This window comes from Brachybacterium sp. GPGPB12, from assembly GCF_038396325.1.
In the GTDB taxonomy this organism is placed as follows: domain Bacteria; phylum Actinomycetota; class Actinomycetes; order Actinomycetales; family Dermabacteraceae; genus Brachybacterium; species Brachybacterium conglomeratum.
This window is the reverse complement of the sequence record NZ_CP149573.1, coordinates 3,839,151-3,855,055: the sequence shown is the minus strand read 5'-3', so window position 1 is coordinate 3,855,055 and position 15,905 is coordinate 3,839,151. Positions and strand designations below refer to the sequence as shown.

The window sequence follows — 15,905 nt, the reverse complement described above, 5'->3', positions numbered from 1 at the left end:
ATCGACACAACACGAAAGGAAACACGATGACTGCATACGAGAACCTGAACCTGACCGACACCTCCTCCAGCGGTGGGAGCCGCTGCGGCCACACGCCGAGCGCCGAAGCGATCGCACAGACCCCCGCCGAGGAGATGACCGAATGCCGGGTGATGGCCGGCACCCCGGTCGTCAAGGCGCAGGCGGAGGAAGCCGGCCTCTACCGCGACTACCAGGGCCAGCGGTACTGGTTCTGCTTGCGCCGCCTGCGGCCCGCTGTTCGACGCCGACCCCGACCGCTACGCCAACGCCGCCTGACAGGCGACCAGAACGACCCGGGTTCCGTGCCTCCCGCCTTCGGTGGGAGGCGCGGAACCACCGAATCCGGTGAAGGAGCTTTCGGATGAATATGAATCGCCCCGGGTCTGGTGGAGGCTCTGATCCCACGGGAGGATGAGGAGCATGGCGGCACCGAGGAAGTACCCCGATGAACTTCGGGAGAGGGCCACGAGGATGGCCGTGGACGCGCGGCGGGATCCAGCGACGAGGTCGGGAACGTTCCGCCGTGTGGGCGAGCGACTCGGGATCAATCCCGAGACTCTGAGGAACTGGGTCGTGCAGGCCGAGATCGACGAGGGCAACCGGCCCGGAACCACGACCAGCGACGCCGAGCGGCTCGCTGAACTGGAGAAAGAAGTGCGCGAGCGCGCCGGGCGAACGCGATCCTGAAGTCGGCCTCGGCTTTTTTCGCAGCGGAGCTCGACCGCCCACCGCGATGATCGTGACGTTCATCGACCAGCACAAGCACGAGTTCGGCGTCGAGCCGATCTGCCGCACGCTCACCGCAGCGGGCACCCAGATCGCGCCGAGCACCTACTACGCATTCAAGACCCGCCTGCCCTCGAAGCGGACGCGCGGGACGAGGAGCCGCTCGTGCAGATCCGGCGCGTGCACGCGAAGAACTTCGGCGTCTACGGCGCGAAGAAGCTCCACCCTCAGCTGCGCCGGGAAGGCGTCTCAGTCGCGCGCCGCACCGTGGAACGGCTGATGAGAGCCCAAGGTCTGCGCGGCATCAGCCGAGAGAAAGGCCCTCGAGCCACGCGCCCAGGCGACGGCCCAGACACACGTCCTGACCTGGCCGAACGCAACTTCACCGCGACGGCCCCGAACCAGCTCTGGGTCGCCGACATTCCCCCGCAAGCGGGTGGTGCCCCCTCCTACTGCCGCACGTTCGCGGGATGGGTGTATGCCGCGTTCATCATCGACGTGTTCTCCCGCCGTGTGGTTGGCTGGCGGCTATCGAAGTCGCTGCGGACCGACCTCGCCCTGGACGCGCTGGAGATGGGGATCTGGACTCGTGAGCACGCTGGTCACGACGTTTCCGGGCTCACGCATCACAGCGACAAGGGGGTCCAGTACGTCGCCGTCCGCTACACCCAGCGCCTCGCCGAGGCTGGGGCCGTGGCCTCGGTCGGCTCGACCGGCGATTCTTACGACAACGCCCTGGCCGAGGCCTTCAACTCGCTGTTCAAGGCCGAGCTGATCCGTAACCACGGGCCCTGGAAGGGCATCGACGAGCTTGAGATCGCGACCGCTGAGTACATCGACTGGTTCAACCACCGACGTCTCCACGGGGAGATCGGCATGATCCCACCCGTCGAGCTGGAGGACATCTACCATCACCACCAGACCGTGCCGGCGACCGCCGACACGGCACTTGCGAGCCTCTAACAAACCCGGGGCGATTCACAGGTTCAGGGCGTGCTCGGGCAGGTGTTCGACACCCTCTCCGAATCCACCAGCGACGAGAAGAAGCCGCTGGCCGGGCAGAAGGCCAAGCTCGAAGCCGAGCAGGTCAAGCTCCTCCAAGCCCACTACGCCGACGCGATCCCCCTCGACCTGCTCAAGACCGAGCAAGACCGCATCCGCGCCAGCCTGCAAGCGATCACGGGTCGGCTCGACACGTTGGAGACGACATACGGCAAGGCGAAGGTCGGGCTTGACGCGATCCTCGGGCTCCTCACCGACATCGGCGAGGTCTACGCGAAGGCTGAACCCTCAGAGCGGCGGATGCTCAACCGGGCGCTGTTCGACCGCATCGTCATCGATGACGAGGACCAGGTCACCCTCGAACCAGCCGAGGCCATCCAGACGATCCTGGCGACCAGCCCCAGGCCACACAACGAAAGAACCTTGCCCCGCGATGATGCGGGGCAAGGTTCGAACGTTCAACTTTACGTGGAGCTAGGGGGATTCGAACCCCCGACCTTCTCATTGCGAACGAGACGCGCTACCAACTGCGCCATAGCCCCATGTCGCTCGGCGACCGCATCAGATTAGCACCCCACCAGGGATGCTGTCGCATCGAGGCGGGCCTCTTGACGAAGGTCACAGAGCGGATGCTCAGCTCCCGACCCGCAGAGCCTGCGGCTCGTCCTGCGGCGCATCGAGCACCTCGAGCCGCCCCTGGCCGGAGCAGGCGACGTAGGCGGGCTGGAGGTGGTCGGGCCGCTCGGCGACCTCCTCCCCGGGCCAGGTGCGCAGGGAGCCGCCGGCGCGGCGGACGATGTGGAAGCCGGCCGCGACGTCCCAGGAGTTGATCGCGGTCAGCGCGGTGGCGTCCGCCCATCCCGCGGCGACGTAGGCGAGCTCGAGCGCGGCGGAGCCCAGGTGGCGCACCGCGGAGACCGAGTCCTCGAGGGTGCGGACGGCGCTCGCGGCGAACTCCGGGAAGCGGGAGCCCGTGCGCTGGCCGGGGTAGCCGGAGAGCACGAGGGCGTCGGGGGCCGGGCGGGTCTCGCGCGGGGTGATCTCCCGGCCGTTCAGGGTCGCGGGGCCGTCGGCCGCGGCGAAGACCTGGCCGAGCACCGGCGCGTCGATCACGCCGGCGACCAGCTCGTCGCCGATGGTGACGCCGATCGAGATGCAGAACAGCGGCAGGCCGGCGGCGAAGTTGCTGGTGCCGTCGATCGGGTCGACGTAGAAGCTGACCTGCTCGGGACCGGAGGGCTCCGCGGCGGGGCGCTCCCCGCCCTCCTCGCCGACGATGCGCGCGCTGGGCAGCAGGCGGCGCGGCTCGGAGACGATGATCTCCTCGCTGCGGCGGTCGTGCTCGGTGACGATGTCGTGGCTGGAGGTCTTGTACTCGCGGGAGAGGTCGTCGCGGTCGAGACCGCGGAGGTACTCGGCGGCGGCATGCGCGGCGGTGAGGGCGTGCTCGAGCGACTGGGCCGGGGACGGGGCGGAGGAATCGGTGGTGTTCATCACCGCCAGGCTAGTCCGCCCTGGTCAGGATCGGGGCGACGGCCCGGAGCACGGACCTCTCCCCTCCCCCGACCTGACCTCCGTGACGCCGACCGGTCACGTCCCGAGCAGATGGCGGAGCGCCGGCGTCATGAGCTGTCCCTCCGGGTCCGCGGTGCGGCGCACGGCGCGGAAGTCCTCGAAGCGCGGGCAGAGCCAGGAGAGCTCGCGGGCGCCCAGCCAGTGCATCTTGCCCCAGTGGGGCCTCGCCCCGAACCCGGCGAGGGTGCGCTGGACGAGCAACAGGTAGGGCCCGGCCTCCTCCCGGTGGTACCGCCCGGTGGTACCGGTGCGCGGCGATGTACACGGTCTCCCGCTCGAACGCGGTGGAGAGCCAGACGTCGTCGGCCGCGGCCCGGCGGATCTCGAGCGGGAAGGTGACGCGCACGTCCTCGGCCGTGAAGCGGGCGCGCGGCGCCGCGAGCGCCGCCTCGAGGTGCTCGGCAGGCGCCGCGCCCACTCCGACTCGTGGAAGCGCACCCGGCGCGGCGCGGCGTACACCGCGGCGGAGTCGTCGACCGTGCGCGGCCCGGCGAAGACGTGGGAGGCGAGCTCGGCGACGGGCCTCGACAGCGGCGGAGCGACCGCTGCGGCGCGGCACAGCATCTCCCAAGCGCCGTTGCCGAGCACCTCGCGCCGCAGCGGCTCGGCGGCGCGCGGGGGCCGCCGCCGGGGCGCGTCGGCCGGGAGACGGGTCATGGTGCGCACGGTCGCGCGATCGGTGCGGGGGAACCAGAAGATCTCGTGGTGGTCCGCGATCTCGCAGGTCGCGAGGAACTCGCCGGCCGCCTCGTCGAGGGGCCGGGTGGTCTCGACCAGCTCGAGCCGGTAGGCGGGCACGCACTGCAGAGTCACCTCGAGGACCACCCCGATCGTGCCGAGGCCGAGCCGTGCCGCCTCGAAGAGGTCCCGGTCCTGGGTCGGCGAGGTGTCGAGGACGGAGCCGTCGGGCAGGGCGATCCGCAGTGCGCGCACCGTGCCCGCGAAGCCGGTGAAGCGCGCGCCGGTGCCGTGGGTGCCGGTCTGGATCGCCCCGGCGATCGACTGCCGGTCGATGTCTCCCATCGTCTCCAGCGCCAGGCCGTGCGGGGCGAGGAGCTCGGCGACCGACCAGAGCCGGGTGCCGCCGCGCAGGGTCACCAGGCCGGTCGCCGGATCGGCGCGGACCAGCCCCTGATAGCGGTCGAGGGTGAGGAGCGACCCGTCGGTCGCCACCAGCGGGGAGAAGGAGTGGCCGCCGCCGATCACGCGCGACGGGAGACCACGGGAGCGCGCCTCCCGAAGCGCGGCGGTGACCTCGTCCTCGCTGGTGGGGGCGAGGACCTCGTGCGGGGTGAAGCGGACCGCGCCGGACCAGTTGCGGTGCGGCCGGGGGCGGCCTGATCGCGGGCGGCGGCTCGGGCTCGTCGTCATCGACGGCTCCTTCCGGGACAGGGGCGGCGGGGCGGCGCGGGCCGGGGTTCAGAGGAAGGTCCCGCCCTCGCCGCGGTAGGTGGGCATCGGGTCCAGGACCTGCTCGCCCTGGACGGGCAGGTAGTGGGAGAAGTGCTCGGCGGGCTCGCCGGCCTTGGCGTGCCGCGACCACACCGTGTCACCGATGCGCAGATCCTCGGCGGCGGGGCCGATCACGGGGGTCTGCACCTCGCCGGCCGCCTCCTGCGGGGCGAGGGCGAGTCCGGGCGGATGGGCGATGGTGGGGAGGCGGTCCGTGCCGGGCGGGCCGGAGGCGATCCACCCGCCGCCGAGCACGGTCGCGACGCCCGGGGCGGGGCGGCGCACGACGGAGGTGCCCAGCCACAGCGCGGGTCGCGGGGAGAAGCCGCGGTAACGGTCGAACAGGCCCGGCCCGATCAGCCCCGAGCCGGCGGCGACCTCGGTGACGGCCGCCTCGGCGGCGCTGGACTCGAGCGAGCCGGTGCCGCCGGCGTTGACGAACTCGAGAGGGGCGAGCTCCTGGACGGCGGCGACCACCTCGGCGCGGCGTGCGGCGATCTCGGGGCGGGAGAGGCGCTTCATCGCGCGGACCGCGGCGCCGTAGGGGGTGTGCGCGGCGTCGGTGACCCCGGCGATGTGCCCCTCGTAGGCCATCAGGCCCACCAGCTGGAGACGGGGCCGGGCGAGCACCGCGCGGGCCAGGCGGACAGCCTGGCCCGCCGTGCGCACCGGGGAGCGCAGGGCGCCGAAGCGGATCCCGGGCGGCGGGGCGTAGGAGACGTCGAGCTCGAGCGCCACGTGGATCCTGCGCCCGCCGGCGCGGGGAGGGAGGTCGGCGGTGGCGTCGAGGACCAGATCCAGGCGCGCGGCCTCGTCGACCATGAGCGTGATCGCGTCCAGCGCCTCCGGGGAGGCGGCGAGGCGGCGCAGTGCCGCACGCTCCGCGGTCGGATAGGCGACCAGCACGTCCCGTGCCCCGTGGGCGACGAGCCACAGCGCCTCGGGGAGGGTGAAGGCGAGGATCCCGGAGATGCCGGGGCGGGCGAGGACCCGGTCCATCAGCCCCCGCACCCGCAGCGACTTCGAGGCGATGCGCACCGGGGTGCCGCCGGCGCGGCGGAGGAGGTCGTCGGCGTTGGCGTCGACGGCGTCGAGGTCGAGGACCGCGAGGGGGCGCTCGGACCACCCTGCCCCGGCCAGCAGTCCGTCGAGTCCCGCGAGGTCGCGCACCGGGTCCGCCTCAGGCGCGGCGGCGGGCGAGGATCTCGTCGAGGTGGAGGTCCTGCGCGGGGGCGAAGCTCTCCTCGACCGCCTCCGCCTCCTCGACGTGCGCGCGCTCCAGCGGCACGGACTCCGGGAGCATCTTGCGGCGGTGGGCGGCGTGACGGCTGGCGAGGTCGTCGACCTCGCCGCGCAGGGCGTAGGTGGGCCGCGGCACAGGCCGGGGCGTCCACTCCCCGGGCGCGTGACCTGCTCGGCCGCGCGCTCCGAGGCGGTCTCGAGCGCGGACGCGGAGCGAGCCTCGGCCTCCGAGGACGCGGCGGGATCTTTGCGCGGCCGAGACGGCCGACGGGGCGGGCGACTCGCGGCCGGTGCTCGCGGGCGCCTGCTCGGCGCGTCGACGCGCCGTCTCGGCCTCGGCCTGCTCCTGACGGACGCGGATCGCGGCGCGGGTGCGGCGGGCCCGACGCTCCAGCTCGGCACGACGCGGCCCCACCAGGAACACGCCGAGCACGACCGCGCCGAGGACCGGCGGCCACCAGGGCGCGACGTTCGCGACCGCGCCGACGACCAGCGCGGCGGTGAGGGCGACCAGCCCGATCAGCACGCCGCGGATGAGGCGGCGCGAACGGCCGCGCTCCTCGCCGAGGTCGACGCGGGTGCCGGGGTCGGTGTCGAAGCGGGGCCGACGGGTCGGATCGGCGGGACGCATGAGCAGGCGGTCCTGGGGCATGGGGGTGGTCACCTCGGCAGACGAGCGGCGGGCGTGGACGGCCTCGGAGAGATCCCGGGCCTGCGGCGTCATCCCGGCCTCGTCCGCGGCGCGGGCGCGGCCCATCACCTCGCGACGGGCGGCGGTGCGCGGCGGCGCGTACACCAGCCACAGCAGCGAGCAGACCGCCGAAGAGGACGGCACCGAGATTGATCGACTCCACACCACCACAGTAATGACACCTATGTGATTCGCCTGGTCACGGAGCGGGCGTGTCGGCGAGCAATTCCGTGCGCCGCGCCACGGCGGGGCTCAGCCGGTCCGTGCGGGGCTCGGATGCTCGCGATGCAGGCGGCGCAGGACCCCGTAGCCGGCGTGGTCGGTCGCGACCTCCTCGACGGTCAGCGCGAAGACGAGGTGGTCGCGCCAGCCTCCGTCGACGTAGATCGCCGCGCGGCGCGACCTCGGGGCGCAGGTTCAGCTTCTGGACCACGCGCAGGCTCGGCGCGTTCTCGGGCCGCACGGTCACCTCGACCCGGTGCAGGCCGAGCTCGGCGAAGAGATGGTCGATCACCAGCGCCGCCGCGCGGGGCGCCAGCCCGCGGCCGGCCATCTCCCGGTCCACCCAGTAGCCCAGCACCGCCGAGCGCACCGCCCCGTACTGGATGGGGCCCGCGGTGATCTGCCCGATCACCCGTCCTCCCACGACCATGGCGAGCGGGAGGGAGGTCCCCAGCCGCGCCTGCTCGTCGGCCCAGCGGCGCAGGGTGCGGAAGTCCGCGGGCCCGCGCTCGCTCAGCGGGTCCGTCGCGTCCCACGGCCGCGACCAGTCGGCGGCGCGGGCGCGCGGCCGCTCGAAGTCTCCGCGGTCGCGCCGTCGCAGCGGGCGCGGCGTCAGCTCCCCGTCGCGCAGGACCAGGGGCCACACGTGAACCATCGCGTCATCGTAGACGTCCGACGGACTCGCCTGCGCGTTCTCCCGCCCTGTGCGACTCTGGGCCCCGGACGCCCGGCCCCAGCCGATGCGCCGCCGCCCGGGGCCTCCCGCCCCCGGGTCGGCTCGCCGGGCGGAGAGCCGGCGCATGCGCAGGCGCAGAGCGCGCGCTGGAGAAGGAGGCACGCGTGGACGAGCGGCTCGTGGACAAGCAGTCGGTGAAGAAGGCGCGCGCACGACGCGCGCGCGGACCGGCGTGCCGTGTACGGCGAGGACCCCGCCCGGCGCTCCCGCGAGGCGGAGGCGATCCTCGCGCATGCCGCGGGGATCGTCGCGGACATCGAGGCGCTGGCCGCTCGTCGGGAGGAGGCCGGGGAACCGGCCCCTCGTGTCGCCGCCTTCCATCCCACCCCGACGGAGGCCGACGTGATGCCGCTGGCCTCCGCCCTCGCCGCGCGGGGCGCGGAGCTCGTGTTCCCCGCCGCCGCCGGGGCGGAGCTCGAGTGGATCCGCTGGGACGGGGTCTCCGACTTCACCGACTCCCCCGGCCGCGGCTTCGGGAAGGAGCCCCGGGGCGAGCGGCTCGGGTCCGATGCGCTCTCCGAGGCCGTGCTCGTGCTCGCCCCCGCTCTCTCCGTGGACCGCTCCGGCACCCGGATCGGGCACGGCGCCGGCTACTACGACAGGGCGCTGACCACGCTTCCGGCCGAGGCGCGGGTGGTGGTCGTGACCCATCCGCACGAGCCGCTCGTCGCCGGGACCCTCCCTCGCGAGGAGCACGACGTGCCGATCCGCGAGGTGCTGACAGCCGACGGGATCGTCTCGCTGGTCACCTCCGATCCCGTCTGAGCGCCGCGCGGTCGTAGACTTTCTGCGGCCGCCCGTGCGCGGCCCGCACATCGACCATCCCGGAGGACCCGCGTGCCCACGTACGTCTATGCCTGCAAGAACTGCGGACATCGTTTCGAGCAGTACCAGAGCTTCAGCGAGGACTCGCTGACCACCTGCCCCGAGTGCACGCAGGAGACCCTGCGGAAGGTCTTCGACTCGGTCGGCATCGTCTTCAAGGGCTCCGGCTTCTACTCGACGGACTCGGCGACCTCGGGCGCCTCCACGATGGGCGGCGGCTCCTCCTCCGACGGCGCGAGCGGCTCCTCCTCGCCCTCCGAGGGCTCCGGCGGCTCCTCCTCGGCCGACTCCTCCGCGAGCGGCTCCTCGACGGGAACCGCCTCGCAGCCCGCCGCCGCGGCCTCCTGACCTCTCCTCCACACCGCCCCGCCGTCCACAGCGGGGCGCGTGGCGTCGCCGCGCCGAGGCGGCGGCGCTAGCTTCGGGGCATGCTCCAGCGACTGCTCCCCCACCTGCCGACATGGCGGCGCGCCCTGCGCAGGCGACGCCGCACCCTCGCCGTGCTCGTCGTGGCCGCCGCCGCGGTGTCGCTGATGCCCTCGCTCGTGCGGGCCTCGGTGGCGGGGACGGAGGTGGTGGTCGCCGCCGAGGACCTGCCGACCGGCACCGCCCTGGAGGCGGGGCAGATGCGCACCGTCGAAGTCGCGAGCTCGCTGGTGCCCTCCGGCGCCGCGACCGCGGTGGAAGATCTCGTGGGCGAGCGCCTCGCCGCCCCGGTCGCCGCGGACGGCCCGATCCTCGCCGGGGACCTCCTCGGCACCGGCGAGGCCCCCTCCCTGAGGGGACGGCGGCGCTGGCCGTTCCTGTGCCGGAGGTGCTCGCTGCCGCATCTCCGATCGGGGACCCGCATCGAGTCGCTGATGAACGACCCCGTCGACGGGTCCGCGACCCGCATCCCCGCCCAGATCCGCTCCCTCTCCGCCGCCGCGACGGGCACGGGAGCGCTCGGCACGGGGTCCGACACCGGCGTCCAGGCGCTCGTGCTCGTGGACCGGCACCGGTCCGGAGAAGTCGCTCACGCTCTCGGCACGTCGAATGTGACGGTGTCCGTGATCCGCTAGAGTCCGAGCGGGCCGTGACTGCGGTTCTCCCTCATCCCCCCATCTTGAGAAGGAACTCCCCATGAAGGGCTTCAAGGACTTCGTCATGCAGGGCAACGTCATCGACCTCGCGGTCGGTGTCGTGATCGGCGGCGCGTTCACCGCGCTGGTCACCGCCTTCGTCGACAACCTCATCAACCCGGTCGTCGCCGCCGCGGGCGGCGCTGACAGCGTCGAGGGCTTCGGCTTCAAGATCTTCGAGAACAACGAGGCGACCTTCATCAACTTCGGTGCGGTGATTTCCGCGGTCATCACCTTCCTGATCACCGCGGCCGTCGTCTACTTCGTCTTCGTGATGCCGATGACCAAGGCCCGCGAGGCGGCCAACCGTCGCAAGGGCGTCGAGGACGAGATCGAGGCGGCTCCGGAGGACATCGTGCTCCTCTCCGAGATCCGCGACCTGCTCAAGACCCAGAACCCCCAGGGCGGCAACCCCCAGGTCTGATCCTGGTCCGATCCACCCCGGCGCGGCATCGCCCGCGCACCCCGACGGGGGCGGCACCACCTGGTGCCGCCCCCGTCGTCGTTCCCGGGGTGGACGTCGTTCCCCGGGCGGACCCCGCGCGCGAGGCCGGTGCCCGCCGCGGCGCCGAGGCGGGATGCGATACCGTCCCCCGGGTGACCCGCTCCCCCACCGCCCCGAAGGGCACGACCCGCCCCGCGGCGCCCGCCGTCCCGGGCACGGAGGACGAGGCCGCTGCGGCCGGTCCCGATCTCGGGACGATGATCGACGCGACGGTCGCCTGGTACGCGGAGACCGCCCGCGACCTCCCCTGGCGCTCTCCCGACACGACGGCCTGGGGGATCCTCGTCTCCGAGGTGATGCTGCAGCAGACCCCCGTGGTGCGGGTCTTGCCTCGCTGGCTGGAGTGGATGCAGCGCTGGCCCGAGCCTGCCGGCCTCGCCGACGCCCCGACCTCCGAGGTCTTGCGCGCCTGGGATCGGCTCGGCTATCCGCGGCGCGCGGCGCGTCTGCAGGAGTGCGCGCGCGAGATCGTGCGCGCGCACGGGGGCGTGGTCCCCCGCGGCGAGGAGCGGCTGCGATCGCTGCCCGGGATCGGCGAGTACACCGCCGCCGCGGTCACCGCCTTCGCCCACCACAACCGCGCCGTGGTCGTGGACACCAATATCCGGCGCGTCCTCGCCCGCGCCGTCCGCGGCAGGGCGCCGCCGGACCGCTCCTACTCCGCCGCCGAACGGGCGCTCGCCACGCACACGCGCCCGCGGAGCGTGAGCGGTCGGTGGCGTGGAACCAGGCCGTGATGGAGCTCGGCGCGCTGGTGTGCACCGCGCGCACGCCCCGCTGCGCCCAGTGCCCCCTCGCGGGGATCGGCCGCGCGTGGGTCGCCGCGGGCCGCCCCGAGCCCGAGGAGGACACACGACGCCGTCAGTCCTTCGAGGGGACGGACCGGCAGATGCGCGGGCGGATCATGGCGCTTGCTGCGCGAGCAGGGCGCGGCCGCTCCTGCGATGCTCGCAGCGCTGGATCCCGAGGACCCGGCGCGGGTGGAGCGCTGCGTGCGCTCCCTGCTGGCCGACGGGCTCGCAGCGGTGGCGGACGAGGCGGGAGGGGCCGCCACGGCGGGCGACGCCAGCGGGCTCCCCGGCCTGCGTCTGCCCTGAGGCACCGCGCATGCCCTGAAGCACGGCGCCGACGGGCTCAGGCGCTCCGGTCGAGCCGCTTGATCATGCGGGTGTTGCCCAGCGTGTTGGGCTTGACCCGGGCGAGGTCCAGGAACTCCGCGATCCCCTCGTCCGGGGAGCGCAGCGACTGGCTGTAGATCTCCGGGGCGACCGTCTCGGCCATCTCCTCGAAGCCGTGCCGTGCGAAGAACTCGACCTCGAAGGTCAGGCAGAACACGCGCTCGAGGCCGAGCCGCACGGCCCGGTCCAGCGGCGCCTCGAGCATCCGGTGGCCGAGGCCCGTGCCGCGCACCGTGTCGGACACAGCGAGGGTGCGCACCTCCGCGAGGTCCTCCCACATCACGTGCAGGGCACCGCATCCCACCACCGTGCCGTCCTCGTCGACCGCGACGAGGAACTCCTGGACGGCCTCGTAGTAGGAGACGAGGTCCTTGCCCAGCAGGATCCCGGTGTGGGTCATCGGCTCGACGATCGCGTTGATGGCGCGGACGTCGGCCGGGAGCGCGGGACGGATCTGTGCGGCGGTGCCTGAGGTCATGCGGGGCTGTCCTCTCCGTGGACGGTGGTGGCGGCGTCGGCCTCGGCGTCCGCGCCGGGGCCGGGGCCGCCGGCGGAACCGGCGCCGACGGCGGAACCGGTGCCGATGCCTGTGCCGGTCTCGACGGCGGAGCCGGCCGCCGCGTCGGCCACGGCATCGTCGCGCTCGGCATCGCGGCGCTCGGCGCGACGGTCGAGCCAGCGGTGCACGGCCGCGATGATCCGCTCGACCACCAGCGCCATCACGATCGCGGCGACGAGCGCCACGGTGATCGCGAGCAGGTGGTTGTTCTCGAACCAGGCGCCGGCGACCGCGCCGATCGCGCAGGAGTACACCGCCCACACGAAGGTGGACAGCACCGAGCGGGGCCAGAACAGGCGATGCGGGTAGTGCACGGCGCCCGCGACGAGGTTCACGGCGGTGCGGCCGAAGGGGATGTAGCGGGCCGTCATGAGGAAGACCAGGGCCCGCTTGCGCGGCCCGTTCTCCGCGGCCTCGACCGCGCGTCGACCCTTGCCCTCGCGCAGGAAGCGGAAGCGCTCCCAGCCGATCTTGTTGCCCAGGAGGTACCCGAGGTTGTCGCCGGTGAAGGCGCCGGCCCAGGCCGCCAGCCCGATCAGGATGATCGAGGGTCTTCCGGAGCTGGACCACAGCGAGGACAGGGACACGATCGTCGACTCGCTGGGCACGGTCGGGAAGAAGCCGTCCAGGGCGGCGAAGGCGTAGACGACGAGGTGGACCCACCAGGCGTCGCCGATCTGGAGGATCCAGTCCTCCAGGACGCCGGTCAGCGAGAGGAGACGATCGAGCGGCTCTCCCATGGGTCCTTCCGGTCAGGGGTCCCGCGGCCCCCGTGGGGGCCGCTGCGCTCCGGGACGTGATCCCGTGGCCGGTGATCCCGGTCCGGGGGTGCTCCGCGCTCCGGCGAGCGACCGGAGGCGGGATCGGTCACGGCCCGGCTCCCTCTGTCGGGGGCCGGGCCGTGACCCGCGCTCAGGAGGCGCTGGCCTCCGCGCTGTCAGGCGTGCTGTCGGCGCCGTCCGCGCCGTCGGCGTGGGTGACGTCCTCGGCGCGGGCCTGGGTCATCGACTCCACGTCGACCACATCGGAGATCGGCTCGAGGGAGCCGTCCTCGGCGCGACGGGCGAAGGTGAGATCGCCCAGCAGTCCCTCGCCCTCGGCGTCGACCACGATCTGGTCGCCGACCTGGACCTGGCCGAACAGGATCCGCTCGGAGAGCGAGTCCTCGATGTCGCGCTGGATGGTGCGGCGCGGCGGCCGCGCGCCCAGCACGGGGTCGTACCCCTTCTCGGCCAGGAGGTCCTTGGCCGGTCGCGTTAGCTCGAGCGTCATGTCGCGGTCCTGCAGGCGACGCGAGAGCTTCGCGACCTCGAGATCGACGATCTGGACGATCTCGGTCCTGGACAGTCGCGGGAAGACCACCACGTCGTCGACGCGGTTGAGGAACTCGGGCTTGAAGTCTTGCTTGAGCTCCTCGTGGACCTTCGACTTCATCCGCTCGTAGTCGTTGGAGAGGTCGCCGCCCGCGGTGAAGCCCATGGAGACGCCCTTGGCGATGTCGCGGGTGCCGAGGTTGGTGGTCATGATGATGATGGTGTTCTTGAAGTCCACCACGCGGCCCTGGGAGTCGGTCAGGCGGCCGTCCTCCAGGATCTGCAGCAGCGAGTTGAAGATGTCCACGTGGGCCTTCTCCACCTCGTCGAACAGCACGACGGAGAACGGCTTGCGGCGCACCTTCTCGGTGAGCTGGCCGCCCTCGTCGTAGCCGACGTAGCCGGGGGGCGAGCCGAACAGGCGCGAGGCGGTGTGCTTCTCGCCGAACTCCGACATGTCCAGCTGGATGAGCGCCTCCTCGTCGCCGAAGAGGAACTCGGCCAGGGCCTTGGCCAGCTCCGTCTTGCCGACGCCGGTGGGCCCGGCGAAGATGAACGATCCGCCGGGGCGCTTGGGATCCTTCAGGCCCGCACGGGTGCGGCGGATCGCCCGGGAGACGGCCTTGATGGCCTCGTCCTGGCCGATGACGCGCTTGTGCGGCTCCTCCTCCATGTGCGGCAGGCGCGAGGACTCCTCCTCGGTCAGCTTCACGATCGGGATGCCGGTGGAGGCGGCGAGGACCTCGGCGATGACCTCCTCGGAGACCGTGGTCACCGCGTCGGACTCGCCGTGGCGCCAGGCCTTCTCCTTCTCGTCCCGCTCGGACTTGAGCTTCTGCTCCTCGTCGCGGAGGTTCGCGGCGAGCTCGAAGTCCTGCCCGTCGATCGCCTCCTCCTTCTTCTTCCGCGCCTCCTCGATGCGGGAGTCGAACTCCTTGAGCTCCGGCGGGGCGGTGAGGCGACGGATGCGCAGGCGGGCGCCGGCCTCGTCGATCAGGTCGATCGCCTTGTCCGGCAGGAAGCGGTCGTTGACGTAGCGGTCGGCGAGGTTCGCCGCGGCGACGAGGGCGGAGTCGGTGATGGTCACCTTGTGGTGCGCCTCGTAGCGGTCCCGCAGGCCCTTGAGGATCTCGACCGTGTGCGCGACCGAGGGCTCGTCGACCTGGATCGGCTGGAAGCGGCGCTCGAGCGCGGCGTCCTTCTCGATGTGCTTGCGGTACTCCTCGAGAGTGGTCGCACCGATCGTCTGCGACTCGCCGCGGGCCAGCATGGGCTTGAGGATGCTGGCGGCGTCGATCGCGCCCTCGGCGGCACCGGCCCCGACGAGGGTGTGGATCTCGTCGATGAACAGGATGATGTCGCCGCGGGTGCGGATCTCCTTGAGCACCTTCTTCAGGCGCTCCTCGAAGTCACCGCGGTAGCGGGAGCCCGCGACCAGGGAGCCGAGGTCGAGGGTGTAGAGCAGCTTGTCCTTGAGCGTCTCCGGGACGTCCCCGGCGACGATCGACTGGGCGAGGCCCTCCACGACGGCGCTCTTGCCGACGCCGGGCTCGCCGATCAGGACGGGGTTGTTCTTCGTGCGGCGGCTGAGCACCTGCATGACCCGCTCGGCCTCGCCATCGCGCCCGATGACCGGGTCGAGCTTGCCGTCGCGGGCGGCCTGGGTGAGGTTACGGCCGAACTGGTCCAGCACGAGAGAGCCCGAGGGCTGGCCCTCGGAGGGGCCACCGGCGTTGGCCGGCTCCTTGCCCTGGTAGCCGGAGAGGCGCTCGATGACCTCCTGGCGCACGGCCGACGGCTCGGCCTTGAGGCGGGAGAGCACCTTGACGGCGGTGCCCTCGCCCTCGCGCAGCAGGCCGAGCAGGATGTGCTCGGTGCCGATGTAGTTGTGGCCGAGCTGGAGCGCCTCGCGGAGGCTCAGCTCGAGCACCTTCTTGGCGCGCGGGGTGAAGGGGATGTGGCCCGAGGGGGTCTGGTTGCCCTCGCCGATGATGTCGCGGACCTGCTCGCGCACAGCGTCGAGCGTCACGCCGAGGGCCTCGAGCGCCTTCGCGCCGACGCCCTCGTTCTCGTGGATCAGGCCGAGCAGGATGTGCTCGGTGCCGATGTAGTTGTGGTTGAGCAGGCGGGCCTCGTCCTGCGCCAGGACGACGACGCGACGCGCCCGGTCGGTGAACCGTTCGAACATGTTCCTCCCCCATTCGGTGGTGGTGATGGATCGAGAGTACGCGGATCGGGCGGGGATTCCCCGTGTGTTCGCCGCTGGCGTGACGTCTGTTCGCCCGGGGCGATCAGAGGCTCGACGGCGTCGTCGGGGCTCGGCGCGCGCCGGTGAGATCCGGTGCCGGTGCGGAGCTCGGACGATGCACGCGCACCGCCTCGATCACGACGCCCTCGCCCTCGGTCTCGAGGCGGAGGTGGCGAGGTAGAGCGCGTCGTAGGCGGCGGGGTCCTCGTACTCCGGCGCGTGGGGGTCCCACGGGGAGAGGTAGAGGCCGAGCCCCATGCCGTGGCGGCGGCGGGCGGCCGCGACCTCGGCGACGAGGTCGCCGTCCCCGCCGCGCCACGGGGAGGAGGAGACGGAGTCGTCGGTCGTCGACGTCGGCCACAGGCAGAACCCGTCGTGGTGCTTCGCGGTGGGCACCACGTAGCGCGCGCCGAGCTCCGCGCCCAGCACGACGACGCCGGCCGCGGGCCGAGGAGCCGCCGCACCCCGCTGAGGGCGATAGTCTGACGC

At 72.7% G+C, this 15,905-nt stretch carries 15 protein-coding genes, 1 tRNA gene, 5 pseudogenes and 1 other annotated feature; of the genes and pseudogenes, 7 read left to right on the top strand and 14 right to left on the bottom strand.

Features of this window, described 5'->3' with window-relative positions:
- The first annotated feature begins 26 nt into the window (after positions 1-26).
- Positions 27-297 (top strand): annotated as a pseudogene (locus WKH84_RS22425) (YHS domain-containing protein).
- A 144-nt stretch (positions 298-441) separates the two neighbouring features.
- Positions 442-1,710, top strand: a pseudogene (locus WKH84_RS22420) (IS3 family transposase).
- Positions 719-847: a sequence feature (AL1L pseudoknot), on the top strand. It overlaps the preceding pseudogene by 129 nt.
- A 15-nt stretch (positions 1,711-1,725) precedes the next feature.
- On the opposite strand, the gene WKH84_RS22415 reads toward WKH84_RS22420, so the two are convergent.
- The 10 genes and pseudogenes from WKH84_RS22415 to WKH84_RS22370 all read right to left on the bottom strand — a co-directional run bounded on the left by WKH84_RS22415 (position 1,726) and on the right by WKH84_RS22370 (position 7,586).
- Complete coding sequence (locus tag WKH84_RS22415; RefSeq protein WP_341855160.1) at positions 1,726-1,896, bottom strand: hypothetical protein; 171 nt, start codon at positions 1,894-1,896, stop codon at positions 1,726-1,728.
- A gap of 141 nt (positions 1,897-2,037) precedes the next feature.
- Positions 2,038-2,196, bottom strand: a complete 159-nt coding sequence (locus tag WKH84_RS22410) for a hypothetical protein (protein ID WP_247424396.1) — start codon at positions 2,194-2,196, stop codon at positions 2,038-2,040.
- Positions 2,197-2,218: 22 nt separating this feature from the next.
- A tRNA-Ala gene (locus WKH84_RS22405) sits at positions 2,219-2,291 on the bottom strand.
- A 91-nt stretch (positions 2,292-2,382) separates the two neighbouring features.
- The gene (locus tag WKH84_RS22400) at positions 2,383-3,243 is read right to left on the bottom strand and encodes an inositol monophosphatase (protein ID WP_341855159.1); all 861 of its coding nucleotides are present in this window, start codon (positions 3,241-3,243) and stop codon (positions 2,383-2,385) included.
- 96 nt (positions 3,244-3,339) lie between these two features.
- On the bottom strand, positions 3,340-3,528 hold the full coding sequence (locus tag WKH84_RS22395) for a D-arabinono-1,4-lactone oxidase (RefSeq protein ID WP_341857013.1): 189 nt from the start codon (positions 3,526-3,528) through the stop codon (positions 3,340-3,342).
- A gap of 91 nt (positions 3,529-3,619) precedes the next feature.
- Positions 3,620-3,742: pseudogene (locus WKH84_RS22390) on the bottom strand (hypothetical protein); the annotation flags it as partial.
- A gap of 8 nt (positions 3,743-3,750) precedes the next feature.
- Positions 3,751-4,695, bottom strand: a pseudogene (locus WKH84_RS22385) (FAD-binding protein); the annotation flags it as partial.
- Between the two features lie 48 nt (positions 4,696-4,743).
- Positions 4,744-5,946, bottom strand: a complete 1,203-nt coding sequence (locus WKH84_RS22380) for an alanine racemase (RefSeq protein ID WP_341855158.1) — start codon at positions 5,944-5,946, stop codon at positions 4,744-4,746.
- A gap of 10 nt (positions 5,947-5,956) precedes the next feature.
- On the bottom strand, positions 5,957-6,853 hold the full coding sequence (locus tag WKH84_RS22375) for a hypothetical protein (RefSeq protein ID WP_341855157.1): 897 nt from the start codon (positions 6,851-6,853) through the stop codon (positions 5,957-5,959).
- A 55-nt stretch (positions 6,854-6,908) separates the two neighbouring features.
- The gene (locus WKH84_RS22370) at positions 6,909-7,586 is read right to left on the bottom strand and encodes a GNAT family protein (protein WP_341855156.1); all 678 of its coding nucleotides are present in this window, start codon (positions 7,584-7,586) and stop codon (positions 6,909-6,911) included.
- Positions 7,587-7,844: 258 nt separating this feature from the next.
- Between WKH84_RS22370 and WKH84_RS22365 the strand changes: the two genes are divergently transcribed.
- From WKH84_RS22365 to WKH84_RS22345, 5 genes and pseudogenes are all read left to right on the top strand, one after another.
- Positions 7,845-8,432, top strand: coding sequence for a 5-formyltetrahydrofolate cyclo-ligase (locus WKH84_RS22365; protein ID WP_341855155.1), 588 nt, complete (start codon positions 7,845-7,847; stop codon positions 8,430-8,432).
- Between the two features lie 72 nt (positions 8,433-8,504).
- Entirely contained in the window at positions 8,505-8,840 is a 336-nt protein-coding gene (locus WKH84_RS22360; RefSeq protein ID WP_341855154.1) for an FmdB family zinc ribbon protein, read from the top strand.
- A gap of 80 nt (positions 8,841-8,920) precedes the next feature.
- Positions 8,921-9,553 (top strand): SAF domain-containing protein, encoded by a 633-nt coding sequence (locus WKH84_RS22355; RefSeq protein WP_341855153.1) that lies wholly within the window; start codon positions 8,921-8,923, stop codon positions 9,551-9,553.
- Between the two features lie 61 nt (positions 9,554-9,614).
- Positions 9,615-10,037: a large conductance mechanosensitive channel protein MscL gene (gene mscL, locus WKH84_RS22350; RefSeq protein WP_341855152.1), complete on the top strand. Its 423-nt coding sequence runs from the start codon at positions 9,615-9,617 to the stop codon at positions 10,035-10,037.
- A 278-nt stretch (positions 10,038-10,315) separates the two neighbouring features.
- Positions 10,316-11,215, top strand: a pseudogene (locus WKH84_RS22345) (A/G-specific adenine glycosylase).
- A gap of 37 nt (positions 11,216-11,252) precedes the next feature.
- Here the strand turns inward: WKH84_RS22345 and WKH84_RS22340 are convergent.
- The 4 genes from WKH84_RS22340 to WKH84_RS22325 form a co-directional block, all read right to left on the bottom strand.
- Positions 11,253-11,774 (bottom strand): amino-acid N-acetyltransferase, encoded by a 522-nt coding sequence (locus tag WKH84_RS22340; RefSeq protein ID WP_341855151.1) that lies wholly within the window; start codon positions 11,772-11,774, stop codon positions 11,253-11,255.
- On the bottom strand, positions 11,771-12,595 hold the full coding sequence (locus tag WKH84_RS22335) for a VTT domain-containing protein (protein ID WP_341855150.1): 825 nt from the start codon (positions 12,593-12,595) through the stop codon (positions 11,771-11,773). The genes WKH84_RS22340 and WKH84_RS22335 overlap by 4 nt, the downstream gene beginning before the upstream one ends.
- Positions 12,596-12,767: 172 nt before the next feature.
- A complete protein-coding gene (locus tag WKH84_RS22330) occupies positions 12,768-15,356 on the bottom strand; it encodes an ATP-dependent Clp protease ATP-binding subunit (RefSeq protein ID WP_341855149.1) in 2,589 nt (862 codons plus the stop codon).
- A gap of 195 nt (positions 15,357-15,551) precedes the next feature.
- Entirely contained in the window at positions 15,552-15,845 is a 294-nt protein-coding gene (locus WKH84_RS22325; RefSeq protein ID WP_341855148.1) for an alpha-L-fucosidase, read from the bottom strand.
- Between the last annotated feature and the right edge of the window lie 60 nt (positions 15,846-15,905).